Origin of the sequence: Pseudoalteromonas sp. THAF3, from assembly GCF_009363775.1 — a bacterium.
Lineage (GTDB): Bacteria > Pseudomonadota > Gammaproteobacteria > Enterobacterales > Alteromonadaceae > Pseudoalteromonas > Pseudoalteromonas ruthenica.
Genome location: NZ_CP045418.1, coordinates 1,654,270 through 1,670,551, shown reverse-complemented (window position 1 = coordinate 1,670,551; position 16,282 = coordinate 1,654,270). Strand labels below are relative to the sequence as shown.

Annotated in this window: 14 protein-coding genes and 1 pseudogene; 3 read left to right on the top strand and 12 right to left on the bottom strand. The window is 45.4% G+C overall.

Annotated elements, in window-relative coordinates; genetic code table 11:
- Window positions 1-304: 304 nt before the first annotated feature.
- Window positions 305-1,256 (bottom strand): annotated as a pseudogene (locus FIU82_RS07705) (IS110 family transposase).
- Between the two features lie 294 nt (window positions 1,257-1,550).
- Between FIU82_RS07705 and FIU82_RS07700 the strand changes: the two are divergent.
- From FIU82_RS07700 to FIU82_RS07690, 3 genes are all read left to right on the top strand, one after another.
- Window positions 1,551-2,288, top strand: a complete 738-nt coding sequence (locus FIU82_RS07700) for a hypothetical protein (RefSeq protein ID WP_022946111.1) — start codon at window positions 1,551-1,553, stop codon at window positions 2,286-2,288.
- Window positions 2,289-2,316: 28 nt separating this feature from the next.
- Window positions 2,317-2,775 (top strand): hypothetical protein, encoded by a 459-nt coding sequence (locus tag FIU82_RS07695; protein ID WP_152440767.1) that lies wholly within the window; start codon window positions 2,317-2,319, stop codon window positions 2,773-2,775.
- Between the two features lie 112 nt (window positions 2,776-2,887).
- On the top strand, window positions 2,888-3,598 hold the full coding sequence (locus FIU82_RS07690; protein WP_216651811.1) for a polysaccharide deacetylase family protein: 711 nt from the start codon (window positions 2,888-2,890) through the stop codon (window positions 3,596-3,598).
- Window positions 3,599-3,982: 384 nt separating this feature from the next.
- Here FIU82_RS07690 and FIU82_RS07685 read toward each other — a convergent pair whose 3' ends face one another.
- From FIU82_RS07685 to FIU82_RS07635, 11 genes are all read right to left on the bottom strand, one after another.
- Window positions 3,983-4,477, bottom strand: coding sequence for a hypothetical protein (locus FIU82_RS07685; RefSeq protein ID WP_152440766.1), 495 nt, complete (start codon window positions 4,475-4,477; stop codon window positions 3,983-3,985).
- A 403-nt stretch (window positions 4,478-4,880) separates the two neighbouring features.
- Window positions 4,881-5,378: a hypothetical protein gene (locus FIU82_RS07680; RefSeq protein WP_152440765.1), complete on the bottom strand. Its 498-nt coding sequence runs from the start codon at window positions 5,376-5,378 to the stop codon at window positions 4,881-4,883.
- A 225-nt stretch (window positions 5,379-5,603) separates the two neighbouring features.
- Complete coding sequence (locus FIU82_RS07675) at window positions 5,604-5,936, bottom strand: zinc ribbon domain-containing protein (protein WP_138588128.1); 333 nt, start codon at window positions 5,934-5,936, stop codon at window positions 5,604-5,606.
- 276 nt (window positions 5,937-6,212) lie between these two features.
- The gene (locus FIU82_RS07670; protein WP_152440764.1) at window positions 6,213-6,998 is read right to left on the bottom strand and encodes a nuclease-related domain-containing protein; all 786 of its coding nucleotides are present in this window, start codon (window positions 6,996-6,998) and stop codon (window positions 6,213-6,215) included.
- A 517-nt stretch (window positions 6,999-7,515) separates the two neighbouring features.
- Entirely contained in the window at window positions 7,516-8,439 is a 924-nt protein-coding gene (locus FIU82_RS07665; protein WP_152440763.1) for a GyrI-like domain-containing protein, read from the bottom strand.
- Window positions 8,440-8,567: 128 nt separating this feature from the next.
- Window positions 8,568-8,903 (bottom strand): zinc ribbon domain-containing protein YjdM, encoded by a 336-nt coding sequence (locus tag FIU82_RS07660; RefSeq protein WP_045978814.1) that lies wholly within the window; start codon window positions 8,901-8,903, stop codon window positions 8,568-8,570.
- Window positions 8,904-9,023: 120 nt separating this feature from the next.
- Window positions 9,024-11,813: a pitrilysin family protein gene (locus tag FIU82_RS07655; RefSeq protein WP_152440762.1), complete on the bottom strand. Its 2,790-nt coding sequence runs from the start codon at window positions 11,811-11,813 to the stop codon at window positions 9,024-9,026.
- Between the two features lie 214 nt (window positions 11,814-12,027).
- Window positions 12,028-12,687, bottom strand: coding sequence for a CoA transferase subunit B (locus tag FIU82_RS07650; RefSeq protein WP_045978812.1), 660 nt, complete (start codon window positions 12,685-12,687; stop codon window positions 12,028-12,030).
- A 12-nt stretch (window positions 12,688-12,699) separates the two neighbouring features.
- Window positions 12,700-13,401 (bottom strand): CoA transferase subunit A, encoded by a 702-nt coding sequence (locus FIU82_RS07645; RefSeq protein WP_045978811.1) that lies wholly within the window; start codon window positions 13,399-13,401, stop codon window positions 12,700-12,702.
- 23 nt (window positions 13,402-13,424) lie between these two features.
- A complete protein-coding gene (locus FIU82_RS07640; protein ID WP_138547293.1) occupies window positions 13,425-14,330 on the bottom strand; it encodes a hydroxymethylglutaryl-CoA lyase in 906 nt (301 codons plus the stop codon).
- Complete coding sequence (locus FIU82_RS07635; RefSeq protein ID WP_152440761.1) at window positions 14,330-16,282, bottom strand: acetyl/propionyl/methylcrotonyl-CoA carboxylase subunit alpha; 1,953 nt, start codon at window positions 16,280-16,282, stop codon at window positions 14,330-14,332. The genes FIU82_RS07640 and FIU82_RS07635 overlap by 1 nt, the downstream gene beginning before the upstream one ends.

Genomic DNA, 16,282 nt, shown 5'->3' with positions numbered 1-16,282 from the left:
CCGTACATTAATCCCGCAATTAAGTAATAGCGCTTTTTCATACACGACATTATTTCTTTGACTTCTGCTGGTGTCAGAAGAACGGAAAAATAGGCTAGTTGAATACCTAAGCTACCAAGATCAGTATTGGGGTATGTTGTTTGGTAACCCTAAAAATTTCCCCTGTACCATGAAGGCTTAGACAGTCATATTAAAAGGGTACGTATTTCATTGTTCGTAGCATTAGGATTGTTTTTCGGCTTATTCATATATCTTATTGCTGCAAACGGCTTATAACAAGAGACTATGGCGTCAATAGCTCTTTTTAAGCTTTTGGCGCTTCCCACATTGCCCCATCTCTGAGCATCGAATTTAAGATCACCACCATTTTTCTGACACACGCAATAATGGCCACTTTTTTCGGTTTCCCGGCTGCAATCAGGCGCTGATATGTGGTTTTAAACACCGGATTACACTGCATCGCAGACATCATTGCCATGTACAGCACAGTCCCTTACCTAGGGTCTGCCGCCCTGGATGGTTCTGAGGCCCTTATAGCGACCGCTTTCCCGATTCATGGGTGCAACACCGACCAGAGATGCGGCCTGTTTGTTGTTAATGTAACCGAGTTCAGGCAGGTTACTTATGATGGACGCAGCAGCGATTTTACCTATGCCGGGCATGCTCTGTAAAATGTCGCTTTTTGCCTGATAGTCAGGACAGCTTGTGATCAGCGCGGCAATTTTATTTTCTATTTTTTCAATCTGATTTTTAAACGCTGTCAGGATAGGTTTGATGGTCATCGCCAGATATTTAGGCATGATGTTCAGGCGGTTCTTTTCCATCGTTTGCATGGTCAGTAGTTGGTTTCGCCGTGTCACCAAGTCACTCATAGCCTGCATGGTCTCTGGCTTGAGTGCTGACAAATTGGGTTGAATGGCTTCGCCGTAATGGGCAATCAACTTGGCATCGAGCTTATCGGTTTTAGCGCGTTGGCCGATGGCACCGGCAAAGCGTTTTACATGAATCGGGTTGGCGACAACGAAGGGTAAATCAGCCTTCGCGCAGGCAACTATGAAGTTGAACTCAAGTCGTCCTGTGGCCTCAATCACGATACGAACAGGGTTAAATTTCTTCAGTTTGATGATGGCCTCGCGGATCCCTTTACCGTCATTTGAAACGGTAAAATAGATATCCAGCGGGCGAATATAGATGTCGAGTTGGGATTTACCAGTATCGACACCGACGTTTATGTTTTGATCCGTTTTAGTATTCATAATAAGCTAACTCTTGCTTGCACAATGCGGGCTCGAGACCCAGTAGACTATTCGAGTGTGGTGCTTAGAGTCCTATGCGGCATTCGTTCTTGTTATCGGTCTCTCAACTGAGGAGCCAGCGCTTAATCGAACTGCCGCATGGAAAGCTTAAGTTGCAGCTTAAGCCTGGGTCTCACATTACCCTAAACTGGTTTAAAATAATAAAAATATGGAGTTATTATCCATACAAGCTGTTTAAGAGGGGGTCGCAACGCGTGGCATTTTTTCTATGCGTGAAGTTTCATGGAGAGCTCGGTGAATAAAGTCGCTATCGGAATTTCAAGTGCGCTATTGCTAGTTATTGTTGTTGGAATATTTTTTCAAAGATATGCATTAGCTTGTGAATTTTCTCATATGCTAGATTTTCGAGAAATAAACAATCAGTTCCACATTGGAAGCGATATACCACCAGAGCGCATCGAAGATTTGTCTCAGATTGTCTCTTCCGCATTAAAGAGGATTGATGGAGTCTACGGGAAGCCTGAATCAACACCAAAAATATTGTTTACATCAGACTCTGCCACGGCAATTATTTTTGGAGCCAATGAAACGGCCACCATGCATCGAACGCCTTGGCGATCATGTATTATTGTTGGTCCTAAAGGCCAAAATGTGGACGTCATAGCTCATGAATGGTTGCACGCGGAAATCCAGCAACGTGTCGGCTTTTGGCGTTTTATTCAAGAAGTTCCTGTATGGTTTGATGAAGGGGTGGCACTCACGTTAGATCATAGAGAGCCTTTTTTGCCAGAAAACATCGACTTGTCAAACGAACGAGTTGAGGACGTCCGTAATTTAGTAACAGGAAAGGACTTCTTTTCTGGTAATATCATGGAGCATTATAAAGCTGCCAGAATGGCGGTGATACCATTAATACAAGCTGACAGCCTATACCAAAAGCTTGAACAAATTTCTAATGGCGGCAGTTTCGATGCCGTATTTTTGAAAGCTAACAAGTCAATACAACCCACCGCTAACGCGTCGGCTGATTGAGGCGTTACATTGCAATAATATATTAAATATGAAGTATAAATGCCCAAGTTGCGATAAGACTATTTTCAATCGAAGGTTATCGCATTGTGAATTTTGTAGCTTTGAGTTACCACAAGAGCTATTGCTGAGTGATGCCGAAAAAATTAAGCTGGATAAAGAGTATAAGAAAGCTCAATTAAATACATCTAGGCGAAGGTTAAGTAAAGATGTTGGCTATTCGGGGGTGACTGAAGCGAACGAAGTTAGCTTTCTGCTCGGAGTGCCGAGTCTTCGCACTAGAGCACCCAGACAATGTATTAAATGTAGTTTACCTGTTTCAGAGGACTTTGAAGATTGCCCATATTGTTTTGGCAAGAACGAAAGTGAAGTAAACAAAGCAAGGGTAGCTTACCAACAAGAAATGAAATTGGTTCAGGGGCTCGGTAAATACTTTATTATGGCTTTTTTACTAGTCGCTTTGATTATGATTGGTGTATTTGCCGTATAACAAGTTAGTTAAACTGTGGGCGTAAAACAACAGGCGTGCGCTCCTTGGTTGCTTATTTTGCCTGCTATTTTTTGCTTTTTATCAAGCATTATGAAAATAAGGATGGAACCCATTGAAAAGAGTATACCTGACGATATTGATTCTCTCTGTAGTAATGGTCTTGGGAGCTTGGAATATAAGTAAATCAAGAACTTTTCAGGTTTTTGGAGAGGTAGTCGCAAAGGCCGAAACGAATGAAAAGGTTATCGCCTTAACCTTTGATGATGGTCCTTGGGGGGCGAAATATACCACTCAAGTGTTGAATATCCTCGAAGAGCATGATGTGAAGGGTACGTTCTTCCTCAATGGGTCGGGAATTCAACAAAACAAGCAATCGGCTATAGACCTGGTTAACGCAGGTCATCAGATAGGCAATCATTCGTACAGCCATAAAAATATGATGTTAATGGGGCTAGACGAGGTGGGGGAGGAAGTCGACTCCACTACAGCCTTAATTCGCCAGATTGGATTTGAGGGTGAGATATACTTTAGGCCTCCGTATGGTAAAAAGCTTTTTGTTTTGCCCTATTATTTGAATTCGGAAGGAATAAAAACAATCACATGGAACGTTGAGCCTGAAACCTATCCTAAAGTTGCAGGAAGTTCTGCGTCTATCGCAGAGTATGTTGTTAACTCTTCTACTCCAGGTTCAATTATTCTTTTACACGTTTTGGGGTCTAAAAACAAAGAATCGCGAGATGCTATAGGGCCAATAATTAAGGGGCTGAGAGCAAAGGGCTACAAATTTGTTACGGTCTCACAGTTGCTAGGGGAAAGTGCATAACAAATGCAAGCAACCGACTCGCTGCGCTCCCGGCTGTTGCGGGCGTTAGCCACAGGACTTACGCAACTATCTAAGGAAGGATGAAATAATTAATGTCTGAAAACTCGGAAGCGATATAAATAGCGAGGAGAAAAATCAAGGGAAGGTATCCAAATCTTTCCCATGATTTTCGCTCTACCAGCAATAAGTTTATGTTATATCCTAAACTAACGACCAATCATTAGGGAGCCTTTTGGGCGCAATTGGTTTTTCCCCTGGTAGGTGCATTAAGGTTTGGAATTGGTTTCTTTTCTCTTCGCTTCAAATCATGGTCTAGGCGATTAGCAAAGTCCACTAACAGGCTGTCATTCTCTTATCATCGCTTAACCGTGAGTATGACTCTTATTATTTAACGTTAGGCTTAAAAACTTTAATCTCAAAAATTAAGTTATCATCCTCTTCGGGCAAATAAGATATTTTAACTCTATTACCCTCTTTTATTACTTTTGAATCATGCGCTCTGTTGGCGAAGAACATGCCGCTAGTGCCAAAATCATTATAATCAAAACTAACCTTCCCAACTTTAAATCTCTCACTTCGACTGCTAGAGCTACTAATATCTAACTCTTTTATTATACCTTCAACATAAACCAATTCCCCAGATTCGATTCTTTCGATTCTTTCAATTCTTTTATAATAAGCATAAATATTAATAGCCAAATAAAACAAAACTAACGAAAATAGTAATCTAAAATCCATTAAATTAGAAAGTTTTAGCTTATCCTCGTATAACCTCTTGAGAAAGAAAAAAGAGAAGATTAAAGATAAGGTAATCGCGATCGTGATATAGAAGTCCCAGCCTATAGTTGGAATTTTAGATTGATAATAAATCTCAAACATTATTGCTCTCTATCTAATCTTGGTTGTACATGCATATGAACCATGTTCGCTCCGTTTCCCTTACCTATATCAATCCAGAAATTGCACACCACGAACTATGCGGCTTGTTTTTACTCGATTACTAAATTTTTATAAGGACATTACAAAAAGCATTGTTGCTATGTGAGATAGGGATGACCTTTCCCCTGATTTTCGCTCTATCAGCAATAAGTTTATGTTATTCCTAAACGAACGACCAATCATTGGAGAGTCTTTTGGATGCAATTAGCTTTTCCCCTGGTAGGTGCATTAACGTTTGGAATTGGTTTCTTTGCTCTTCGCTTCAAATCATGGTCTAGGCGATTAACAAAGTCCACTAACAGGCTGTCATTCTCTTATCATCGTTTAACCGTGAGTGTGACTCTTATTGCTTAACGTTAGGCTTAAAAACTTTAATCTCAAAAATTAAGTTATCATCCTCTTTGGGCAAATAAGATATTTTAACTCTATTCCCCTCTTTTATTACTTTTGAATCATGCGCTCTGTTGGCGAAAAACAGGCCACTAGTGACAACATCATTATAATCAAAACTAACCTTTCCAACTTTAAAGCTCTCACTTCGACTGCTATAGCTACTAATATCTAACTCTTTTATTATACCTTCAACAGAAACCAACTCTCCAGACTCAATTCTTTCTATCGTTTCAAACAATTCATAATAGCTATAAATTTCAGTAAGAAAATACAAAAAAACTAACGAAAACAGTAATCTAAAATCCATTAAATTAGAAAGTTTTAGCTTATCCTCATATAACCTCTTGAGAAAGAAAAAAAAGAAGGCTAAAGAGAAGGTAATCGCGATCGTGATATAGAAGTCCCAGCCTATAGTTGGAATTTTAGATTGATAATAAATCTCAAACATTATTGCTCTCTATCTAATCTTGGTTGTACATGCATATGAACCATGTTCGCTCCGTTTCCCTTACCTATATCAATCCAGAAACTGCACACCACGAACTATGCGGCTTGTATTTAATCGGTTACTAAATTTTGATAAGGACATTACAAAAAGCATTTCAGCTATGTGAGATAGGGATGACGTACATATATGTTATTCATATGGCTGTTTACTCACCTAGCCTTAAGACTAGGTGGTGAAAAAGTCCACAAGCGGAGCACTTACCGTACTATTGCGTTTATATAACTCAGTGAAACCACAATCCAGGCAGCTAATGGTTACATATTTACCGGTTTCATAATCCAGAATACTTTCTAAGCGATCAGCCGCAGCATAGAGTTGACCAGCTTCATAACCTTTGCACTTACACTTGGGGCATTGGTAATCACCACCTTGTTTTTCAGCGATAATTTTTTTAATTAAATTAAACCTTTCCGGGAAGCTGTCCTTATCGATAGAAGAGTAGGCGTCAAATAGTTCATCTAAGGAATATGAACTGTAATTTGGTTCATTGTCAAACATCAATCTTTCTCCAACAGTGGGTAGAATACTTATTAGCGAGAATTGTCAGGGCACGCCACTTCGTTAAACACAAGCCTAAACAAATACAAACCTCTGAGTAAGGCGCAAAGAGCTGTCGCAATTTATTAGGTAAATTTAGAACTACCTCAGACAGTGTGAGTGGAGTGGGCAACATTCTCACCGACATTGGAAAACTGGGTAACTTCGTGTCCATTTACAGTATTTGATTTCTCTAAAGTTGCAACAAGTGGCTTGGGTGTTTTTAGGTAAAGTGTGTTATGCGTCGCTTTCGCTGAGTGCTTCCACTGAGCGGCACTTCGGAAACGTTGAACATCCCCAAAACTGAGCACCTTTATTGGCGCCGCGTTTGGTTTTACGAATAACCATCGCGGAGCCGCAGCGCGAACACGTTTTTGCGTTGGCTTTGTTCGTTAGCAAGTCTTTTACATGACGACGATGGTTAAAATTAGTAACCACGCCTTTTTTAAGCTTTAACTCGTTAATGGATGCAATAATGTCATGGCACTCGGCGATTGAAAACACTGGCTGAGTAAATTGCTTAATATAAGCCACGCATCCTCGTGCATAAGTAACATTGTCTGGCATCACGGTTTTAAACTTACTATTACCGATAAAAACGACTACTGAATGCAACGTATTTGGTGCAATCGCCAATAGCGACTCGAGAGTTTTAGTATGTTTATAATTTTGATGAAGTGGGTTCTGAAAACGCGTTGAATGACGGTAAATTTTTTGCGTCCATTGCTTTTGTGTTTTAGAGCCAAATATCCAGCCTTTCATATTTTTGGTTTCCACAACGAATAACCCATATACAGAAATAACAAGGTGGTCTATTTGCGTCGTTCCGCTCTCAGTTGGCAGAGTTACGTCTTTCACTAATGTGTAATCCGACGAGGGTAACTGTGATAACAGTCTATTTATAAAAAACTCGCCGGCGCAGCCTTTGAACCAAGGGCTTTTGAATATACTGAGAATAATAATTAGCGGTACGAAGTACCAAACTTCCGCTAACCCCCCGGCTAGCAGTGCTAGTATGTCCACATAACATCCTTATTTAAATCTTACCGCAGTTCAATGCGGCAAATTGGTAATGTACTCCTGAGTACAGCAGCCTCTGGCGCGACGGCACGCGTATGTAAGTATAAATTAGCGAGCCTTGTTTCTGGCGACGTGGCTGCTCAAAATATAGAGGCTGTATATATAGGTTAAGGGCCAGATTAGCATAATGATAATTGCCACGAATAGACGTTTATTTTTAAAACAATGAATCAAAGAACAGGCCCAAAGATAAAATAAAGAAAGCAGTGATAAGGCAAGAAGTAGCACTTCCCATACGTACATCTCCTCACCATCTAGGCTTGAGTCAGCAACACGAGGGTCACCTAAGTTACCCAGTAATATGTAATAACCCCACATTGAAAGGCTAAGAATTAACAGCAAACAGAGAGAGCTAGACTTCAAATAGTATTTCATCATTTTTAATTAGCGGAGCTGCCAGCAGAGACATTGCTTAGCTTGTTGAGCTTTGCAACTTTCTGCCGGCAGCTACTTTGTTTTCCTACAGGTCTTTCAATTTAACGTAGATTTCCATTTCTACGTAGCCATCAACTCTTACATCATTCAGATAACGCTCCAACATTGGAAAGTTGTCGGGTTCAAATCCGCTATTAGGCAGCCAGTCAGAATAAATACCTAGCTGGGCCTGAATCGTCTCCTCTGGAATGCCCTTAAAATAGACGACGGCATACTTACCTTTTGGAATTTCAGATGGCGAAAATGGCGGCTTTATGATCACGTTTTCGCCAACCACAATCGAGGCGCTGTAGCGGCACTTATCCTCGGGAGTGACTGTTGGATTATCAAACGCGAAGGCAAAGCGCTGTTGTTCGTCCGCTTTTATGCCATTATTCGTTGCCCATTCAATTATTTTATCCCATGCGTTATATATAGACTCAGGCTCATAGCCTCGTTGTGAGACTAAAGTACATACGCGCTGGGTATCAAGGTCTTTGATCTCAACATTCATATTTATATCCTTTGATTTAGTTTTAATCATCACTTCATTTGTGATGTGTGCAGGATATAAATCGCGAGGATGGAAATCTTTTCCATATTTGCTAAAGATTTTTCCAATCTTGCTATTTTTAACTTTCTCTGGGTTTCGTATTTGTGATGGCGTGAAGCCAAAGTGAAGCTTAACGGCTTTTGCGAAGTTGGCACTTGATGAAAAACCACAGGCTAAGGCTATTTCGGTGACTGTTAACTGGTCTTTAAAGATTAATAAATTCGCAGCTCGCTCAAGTCTTCGCCGGGCGATGTAATCGTTGACGGTTTCACCGATAACCCCGGTAAAAATACGATGAAAGTGATAAGGCGAGAAATGGCTAACTTTTGCCACATCAGCAAGGGAAATTTTTTCCGTCAAATGAGTTTCAATGTATTGGATTACTCTCTCAATGCGCTTTTTATATTCTCTGTCCATAGAAACCTGATTTAAAATATGGCTACTGTGATATTTTCTGCCACAGTATTAAAGGCGAAGCGGGGGAGTGAGCTTACCACCTGCTAGTGGCTTAGCACAGCAGGCAGCAAGGCGGGTATAAAGCGCGGTTAGGCTTTTTTCACAAACTTAGCGGTGACCATCATTTCACCTACGCCATCGACCTTACAGTCGAGCTCATGGTCTTTACTGTCTTGGATGCGGCGGATCACGGCTTTGGTGCCGATTTTCATTACCATTGAGCTGCCTTTTACTTTCAAGTCTTTGGCAAGGGTCACCTTGTCGCCTTCATTTAACTCCGTGCCGTTGGCGTCTTTGGCTGTGATCGCTTCTTCTTCTTCGATTTGATTGGGGTCCCATTCATAGGCGCATTCAGGGCAAATCAATTGGTTTTGGTCTTGATACACGTATTGTGAATCACATTTTGGGCAAGGAGGAAGAGACATACTATTTAACTACTGAGATTGACAATAGCGCCAATGATAAAGGCTGGGACGGGATTTTGCGAGTGCCTTCGCACACAAAAAAGCCCCAAACAAGTTGGGGCTTAGTATATTACCTTAGCTTTAGTCTAAGTAAGTGACTTCACCTAGGTTCAAGCTTTCGATTTGCTCTTTGATTTTAGCAACATCGCCAACAATTACCCATGTAAGCTGCTTGGGCTTAATAACTGACTGTGCCTGCTTAGCGATAGCCTGCGTATCTGGCTGTTGCACTAGCTGCGGGTATTTTTCTAAATAGCTTACGTCGCGGCCATTGTCGTAGGCATCAGCCAAGGCATTAAGCAGAGAACGTTTCTTCTCATAGCGACCTGGCAGTTTCGCGATTTTATTGGCAACCACTTTGTCCAGCTCTTCTTGAGTAGCTGGTTGCTCGCCAATATAGCCGTTAAGCTCTTTCAGAATTTCCTGCATTGACTCTTTGGTCTTATCGGTTTGCACTGGGGCAAACACGAAGAACGTACTTTGTGCGTCGGTATCCATTAAAATAGTCCGAGCACCGTAAGACCACCCCTTGTCTTCACGTAAATTCATATTCATACGTGAGGTGAAACTGCCGCCGATGATGGTGTTCATCATATCCAAGGTCACTTCTTGCTGGGCGTCAGTGTCGTTGGCATCGGGCCCCAGCAACCCAGAAATAATCAATGACTGCGGCGAGTCTGGTTTATCAAGTACAAAGACCCGCGCTTGCTCGGCGTTGTCCACCGTCGGAATATCTAAACTAGGCGCCGCTTGCTGTGGTGCCTGCCAGCTTGCTAAGGCTTGTTCAAGGCTCTGCTTCAATTGCGCTTGGTCAATATCGCCAACAACCACTAAGCGCGCAAGATCAGGGCGCATCCATTTCTCGGTGTAGGCGAGCATATCATCACGGCTAATTGCCGCTACTGATTCTTCGTTACCAGTACCGGTCAGCGGTTTACCGTAAGGGTGGCTGGCACCGTAGAGCAGGGGCGGTAATACACGTAGGGCATTGCTCATAGGCCGTGCCTTTTCTTGCTTGATTTGCTGCAAGATGAGTGTGCGCACGCGCTCAATGTCGCTGTCATTAAAGCTGGGGTTTTGCAGTACCTCAGAAAACAGCGCTAAGCTTTGTTGCCAGTTAATAGCCATGGCCGACATCGACAGCGAGGTCTTATCAAGGCTTGCACTGGTGTCGATAGATGCGCCAAGTTTTTCGAGCTCTTCAGCAAGAGCCAAGGCCGATAACTCACCGGCGCCTTCATCAAGCATATTGGCGGTGAAATTGGCCACGCCTGGCTTGTTATTATCGTCACTGGCGGTACCGGCAGATATATCTAAGCGCATATTAATCACCGGTGTATCGCTGCGCTGAGATAACACCACTTCAAGGCCATTACTTAGGGTAAAGGTATTCACCTCGGGCAAGTCAAGACTCGGGACGTCACCTGCACCCGGTACTCCAGTGGAACGATCAACGCCTTGTTCGTTGGCGCTAAGCTCGGCAAATGGGTGCACGGTCAACACAAAGTCGCCACTGCTTAGCCAGCGCTCGGCCGCGCCTTGTACATCGCTGGTTGTGGCGTTGCTGGTAATTTCAAACGCGCGTTTATAGTAGCCTGGGTCGTTGTGATACACGGCACCGGAGGCAAGTACATCAGATTTACCGCCAAAGCCGCCCACGCCTTCTACTTGTTTTACCCACTCAGCGGCGTTAGAGAACTTAATACGGTTAAGTTCATCAGTGGTGGGGCCCTTAGCAATGATGTTAGCAATTTCTTCATCGATGATGGCTTCGATTTTTTCAATAATTGACTTATCAAGGGCATCAACACCAATGATCAGCTGACCCGCTAAGGTGCGCAGGTAGTTAAAGCTAAATACGTTAGATGCTAATTGCTCATCGTACACCAAGCGTTGATACAAACGCGAATTCTTACCACCGGCTAACACGTCACTTAGCAGGTTTAAATACTCGCCATCGGTGGTGCCTTTTTCTGCGGTGTTCCACACCTTCACTATACGCGAAGCAGGTACCCGGTCTTTGATCACCATGCGCGATTGCTCATCACGCTTGGCTATCCACTTTTCCAGTTTGGCTACCGGTTTACCCGGTTTAATATCGCCAAAGTATTTGTTAGCCTTTTTCTTCGCAGTCTCAACGTCAATATCACCGGCTAGCACTAACACTGCGTTATTGGGGCCGTAATAGTCTTTGAACCACTGATGCACATCGTCTAACGATGCCGCATTTAAGTCTTCCATCGAGCCGATGACTGACCATGAATAAGGGTGGCCTTGTGGGAAAGTGTATTTCCACACGTTATTCCACATGGTGCCATAAGGCTGAGCTTCACCTTGGCGTTTTTCATTTTGTACTACGCCGCGTTGCTCATCGAGCTTGTCTTGAGTGATAGCGCCAAGCAAGTGGCCCATACGGTCAGACTCCATCCACAATGCCATATCGAGGGCAGGGGTCGGGACGTTTTGGAAATAATTGGTTCTATCTGAGTTAGTGGTACCATTTTGCTCGGTGGCACCCGCGCGCTCGAATGGTCCGAAATACTCGTCGTCGTAGTTTTCGGTGCCATTAAACATTAAATGCTCAAATAAGTGCGCAAAACCGGTTTTACCCACCTGTTCGTTCTTAGCGCCTACGTCATACCACACGTTCACCGCCACAATTGGCGCTTTACGGTCGGTGTGCACGACCACGGTTAGACCATTGTCCAGGGTGAACGTTTGATAATCGATATTAACGAATGGCAGCGCTGGCGCTGCAGTTTGTTCCGCCTGTTGGGTTGCGGAGGTATTCGTTTGCGACGCAGTGCTTGCGCAGCCGCTGAGGGATAACATCACGGCGACGCTAATCGCGCTTAAAGACATCTTATTCATGGTAGTCCTTGTTATTCTATTTATGAGTCCAGTAGTAACTTAGCATGATTTTGTAACCAGCGGCATCATCGATGCGAGCACAGGAGAGTTACAAATGTAAGAAAATATGTTTAGTTATTTAAAGCATAAAAAAAACCCCTCAAATGAGGGGTTTTGGGTAACACAGTGCCAACTAGCACTGGGAATGAGGATGGTACATTAACGGGGTGTCCCGTTAGTCAAAGCGCATCTCGGGAACATCGCCTTCAACGATGAGTTTCCCTGCGGTTTTGCTGATTATTTCATCAACACTAACACCGGGTGCACGCTCTAGCAAATGGAACGCGCCGTCTTTGACTTCTAGCACTGCGAGGTCAGTCACTATCTTTTTAACGCAATTCACGCCGGTTAGTGGCAGTGTACATTGCTCTAGCAACTTCGAATCACCGTGCTTACTTGCATGGGTCATGGTGACGATAATGTTTTTCGCCCCCGCCACGAGATCCATGGCGCCGCCCATGCCTTTGATTAATTTCTTGGGGATCATCCACGAGGCGATATTGCCTTGCTGATCCACTTCAAATGCACCGAGTACCGTCAAGTCTACATGACCACCACGGATCATGGCAAAGCTATCGGCGCTATTAAATATGGCTGCACCTGTGGCTGCTGTAACGGTTTCTTTACCCGCATTGATCATATCAGCATCGAGCTCATCTTCGCTTGGGTAGGGACCCATCCCCAATAGCCCGTTTTCTGATTGCAACATGACCTCAATGCCGTGCGGTACATAGTTGGCCACCAGCGTGGGAATACCAATACCTAGGTTAACGTAATATCCGTCTTCGAGCTCTTGCGCCACGCGTTGGGCGATTTGTTCGCGGTTTAATGACATGCTCAGTACTCCTTAGGCAGTGCGTGTGGTAACACGTTCAATACGTTTTTCAAAATCGCCTTTGATAACGCGATTGACGTAAATCCCTGGGGTATGGATTTGGCTGGGCTCCAACTCGCCCGGCTCGACAATCTCTTCCACCTCAGCAACGGTAATTTTACCCGCTGTCGCGGCCATGGGGTTGAAGTTCATGGCCGTATGGCGAAATACCAGGTTACCGTAGCGGTCGGCTTTCCACGCCTTAACAATGGCAAACTCACCGGTGACTGATTCTTCGAGAATATAGGGGCGGCCATTAAACTCTTTTACTTCTTTGCCTTCGGCGACCGGTGTGCCGTAGCCAGTGGCGGTGTAAAAGGCTGGAATACCGGCACCGCCGGCGCGCATCTTCTCAGCCAAGGTGCCTTGTGGGGTGAGCTCAACTTCTAATTCGCCATCCAGCATTTGTCTTTCGAAAAGGGCGTTTTCACCGACGTAAGACGCCATGATTTTTTTAATTTGTTTATCTTCGAGTAGCACACCAAGGCCGAAGTCATCCACGCCACAGTTATTAGAAACCACGGTGAGGTCTTTCACCCCTAGGCGTTTAATTTCACTAATGAGGCCTTCTGGGATCCCGCACAGGCCAAAGCCGCCTGCGATCACGGTGTCACCGTCTTTAATTCCCGCCATTGCATCGGCGTAACTGGTGACTACTTTGTCAAAACCGGACATGTCTACGCACTCCTTCGTTGTTGTTATTGGTCACAGTGGGCAAGAACGGCGTTTGCGACCTTGCTTTGTGGTTGTTTATCAAGGGCGCGGCATATTGCTGCGCCTGTCTGTGCCAATCTTTGTAAATCAATACCTGGGTTGATGCCAAGCTTTTGTAATAGATAAACCACATCTTCGGTGGCAACATTTCCTGACGCGCCTTTGGCGTAGGGGCAACCACCGAGTCCCGCCACGGCACTGTCAATGGTAGCAATCCCCATTTTGAGCGCCGTGTAGATGTTACTGATGGCTTGGCCGTAGGTATCATGAAAGTGTACCGCTAGCTTGTCAGCGCTAATATCTTGCAATAGCACGCTCAGCAGGCTTTCTACTTGGTTGGCAGTGCCCACACCAATGGTGTCGCCAAGGCTGACTTCGTAACAGCCTAAATCGAGCAGCTGCTGGCTGACCTCGAGCACTTTTTGGGCGCTGACTTCGCCTTGATACGGGCACCCCAGCACACAGCTTACATAGCCGCGCACCTTGATGCCGTTAGCCTGAGCTAAAGCCACCACTGGGCGAAAGCGCTCAATGCTCTCATCAATGCTGCAATTAATGTTTTTGTTGGTGAAGGCTTCACTGGCCGCAGTAAAAATCGCAAATTCGCCCACCCCGGCTTGCAGTGCAAGCTCAGCTCCTTTTAGGTTGGGGGTCAGGGCGCTGAATAATACTTCATCGGGGCGCTCAATAGCGGCAAATACCGCGCTGGAGTCGGCCATTTGTGGCACCCACTTCGGTGAAACAAAGGCGCCGCCCTCAATATGTTTAAGCCCAGCGTCACACAAACCATTTATCAGCGCGACCTTGGCAGCCAAGGGCACACTGGTTTCGTTTTGCAGGCCGTCGCGGGCCCCAACTTCGACGATGCGCACTTGATTAGGCATGGCCATTAGCTGTGCTCCTCGACCACGGCAAGTAACGCGCCATGACTAACGAGCTCACCCTCGCCATAGCAGTAACTGCTTAACACGCCATCATGAGGGGCATTAAGCGTATACTCCATTTTCATGGCTTCCATGACCACGATGGCATCGCCTTGAGAGACCTCAGCGCCAAGCGCCTGCAGGTGTTTGACCACTGTGCCATTCATTGGCGCGGCAAGGGCGTCGTTGGCACTTTGCTCAGCGCCAATGTAGTGCTTTGATGCCAGCTCAAACTGGAATTGTTGGGCGTCACGCATGACACACAAGTGCTCGCTATCAACGGTGGCTTCGGCGCTAAAGCGCTGGCCATCGACCACCACCACATAGTGGTTGCCATGGCGTTCGCCATTAATGTTATAGCGCTGACCATCAATATCCACCGACATCCCGGTGGTGGCCACATGCATAACCACATCGTGACCAATAAGCGGCACGGCAACTTCATTGACTGAGTTGAGCTTAAAGCCCGCTAAACGTTGCCACGGTGAGGCGCTCGATTGCTGGGTATTTAATTGGCAGAAATACACCCAAGCGGCCATCGCCAATGTATGAGCATCGGCTTGGGGCTCAACGGTCAATGCATCGCTGTGACTGTCAATAAAATGGGTATCCATGGTGCCTTGTTGCAACGGCTCGGCTTGAGTCAGCGCCAATAAAAAGCCAATATTCGCTTTTACCCCGGCAATATGAGTTTGTTTTAGGGCATCAGCCAAAAGCGCTAAGGCCTGCTCACGGTTATCGCCGGTAACAATAAGTTTGGCTACCATGGGGTCGTAAAATGGGCTTATTTCATCGCCACTGGTCACCCCGGTATCAATACGTATCTGTGCGCTGGCCGGTGGAAATTGCACATGGGTAAGGGTGCCGCTACTGGGCATAAATTGCTGCGCCGGGTCTTCGGCGTAAATGCGTGCTTCAAAGCTGTGCCCGCTAATGCGTACCTGCTCTTGCGTTAATGGCAAAGGCTGCCCTGAAGCAATGGCAATTTGCCATTTCACTAAATCAACACCGGTGACCATCTCCGTGACCGGGTGCTCAACCTGTAGTCGGGTGTTCATCTCCATGAAGAAGAACTCTTCACCACAGAGTAAAAACTCCACCGTACCGGCGCCGACATAATCAATGGCCTGCGCACAGCGCACAGCGGCTTCGCCCATAGCGGTGCGTAAGGCATCACTGAGTCCGGGGGCGGGGGCCTCTTCAATTACTTTTTGGTGACGGCGCTGCAAAGAGCAGTCGCGATCGCCAAGGTAGATGCAATTTCCCGACTTATCGGCAAACACTTGCACTTCAACGTGACGTGGGGTGTCCACATAGCGTTCAATGAGCACCAGATCATTGCCAAAACTACTGGCTGCCTCGCGTTTTGCGCCCTCAAGGTGCTCGACGAAGTCGGCCTTGTCGCGCACTACGCGCATGCCTTTACCGCCGCCGCCATAGGCCGCCTTAATAAGTACGGGGTAACCGATTTTATCCGCCTCTTGGCGTAAAAACTCGGTGTCTTGTTGGTCGCCATAATAACCGGGAACCAGTGGTACATTAGCCGCTGCCATAATTTCTTTGGCGCGGGTTTTAGAGCCCATGGCTTCAATGCTTTTGGCACTGGGGCCAATAAACGTCAGGCCTTCGCGCTCGCAGCGCTCGGCAAAGGCTTCGTTTTCAGATAGGAAGCCGTAACCGGGGTGAATGCAGTCGGCCGCCGCCTGCTTGGCAACGCGAAACAAGGTCTCAATATCTAAATAGGATGATTTGCTTGGTGCCGGACCAATATGAAAGGCACTATCGGCTAATTTAACGTGTTGGGCATTGGCATCGGCGTCGGAATAGACGGCGATGGTGTGCAGCCCCATGGCCTTAGCACTGCGGATAATGCGGCAGGCGATTTCACCGCGATTGGCGATTAAAATTCGTTTTAACAT

Bases quoted from the DNA above. Each gene is read 5' to 3' on its own strand.
- FIU82_RS07660 (WP_045978814.1), bottom strand. From the start codon at position 8,903: ATGTCTCTTCCTCCTTGCCCAAAATGTGATTCACAATACGTGTATCAA.
- FIU82_RS07675 (WP_138588128.1), bottom strand. From the start codon at position 5,936: ATGTTTGACAATGAACCAAATTACAGTTCATATTCCTTAGATGAACTA.
- FIU82_RS07645 (WP_045978811.1), bottom strand. From the start codon at position 13,401: ATGTCCGGTTTTGACAAAGTAGTCACCAGTTACGCCGATGCAATGGCG.
- FIU82_RS07655 (WP_152440762.1), bottom strand. From the start codon at position 11,813: ATGAATAAGATGTCTTTAAGCGCGATTAGCGTCGCCGTGATGTTATCC.
- FIU82_RS07665 (WP_152440763.1), bottom strand. From the start codon at position 8,439: ATGGACAGAGAATATAAAAAGCGCATTGAGAGAGTAATCCAATACATT.
- FIU82_RS07650 (WP_045978812.1), bottom strand. From the start codon at position 12,687: ATGTCATTAAACCGCGAACAAATCGCCCAACGCGTGGCGCAAGAGCTC.
- FIU82_RS07685 (WP_152440766.1), bottom strand. From the start codon at position 4,477: ATGTTTGAGATTTATTATCAATCTAAAATTCCAACTATAGGCTGGGAC.
- FIU82_RS07695 (WP_152440767.1), top strand. From the start codon at position 2,317: ATGAAGTATAAATGCCCAAGTTGCGATAAGACTATTTTCAATCGAAGG.
- FIU82_RS07640 (WP_138547293.1), bottom strand. From the start codon at position 14,330: ATGGCCATGCCTAATCAAGTGCGCATCGTCGAAGTTGGGGCCCGCGAC.
- FIU82_RS07635 (WP_152440761.1), bottom strand. From the start codon at position 16,282: ATGTTAAAACGAATTTTAATCGCCAATCGCGGTGAAATCGCCTGCCGC.
- FIU82_RS07680 (WP_152440765.1), bottom strand. From the start codon at position 5,378: ATGTTTGAGATTTATTATCAATCTAAAATTCCAACTATAGGCTGGGAC.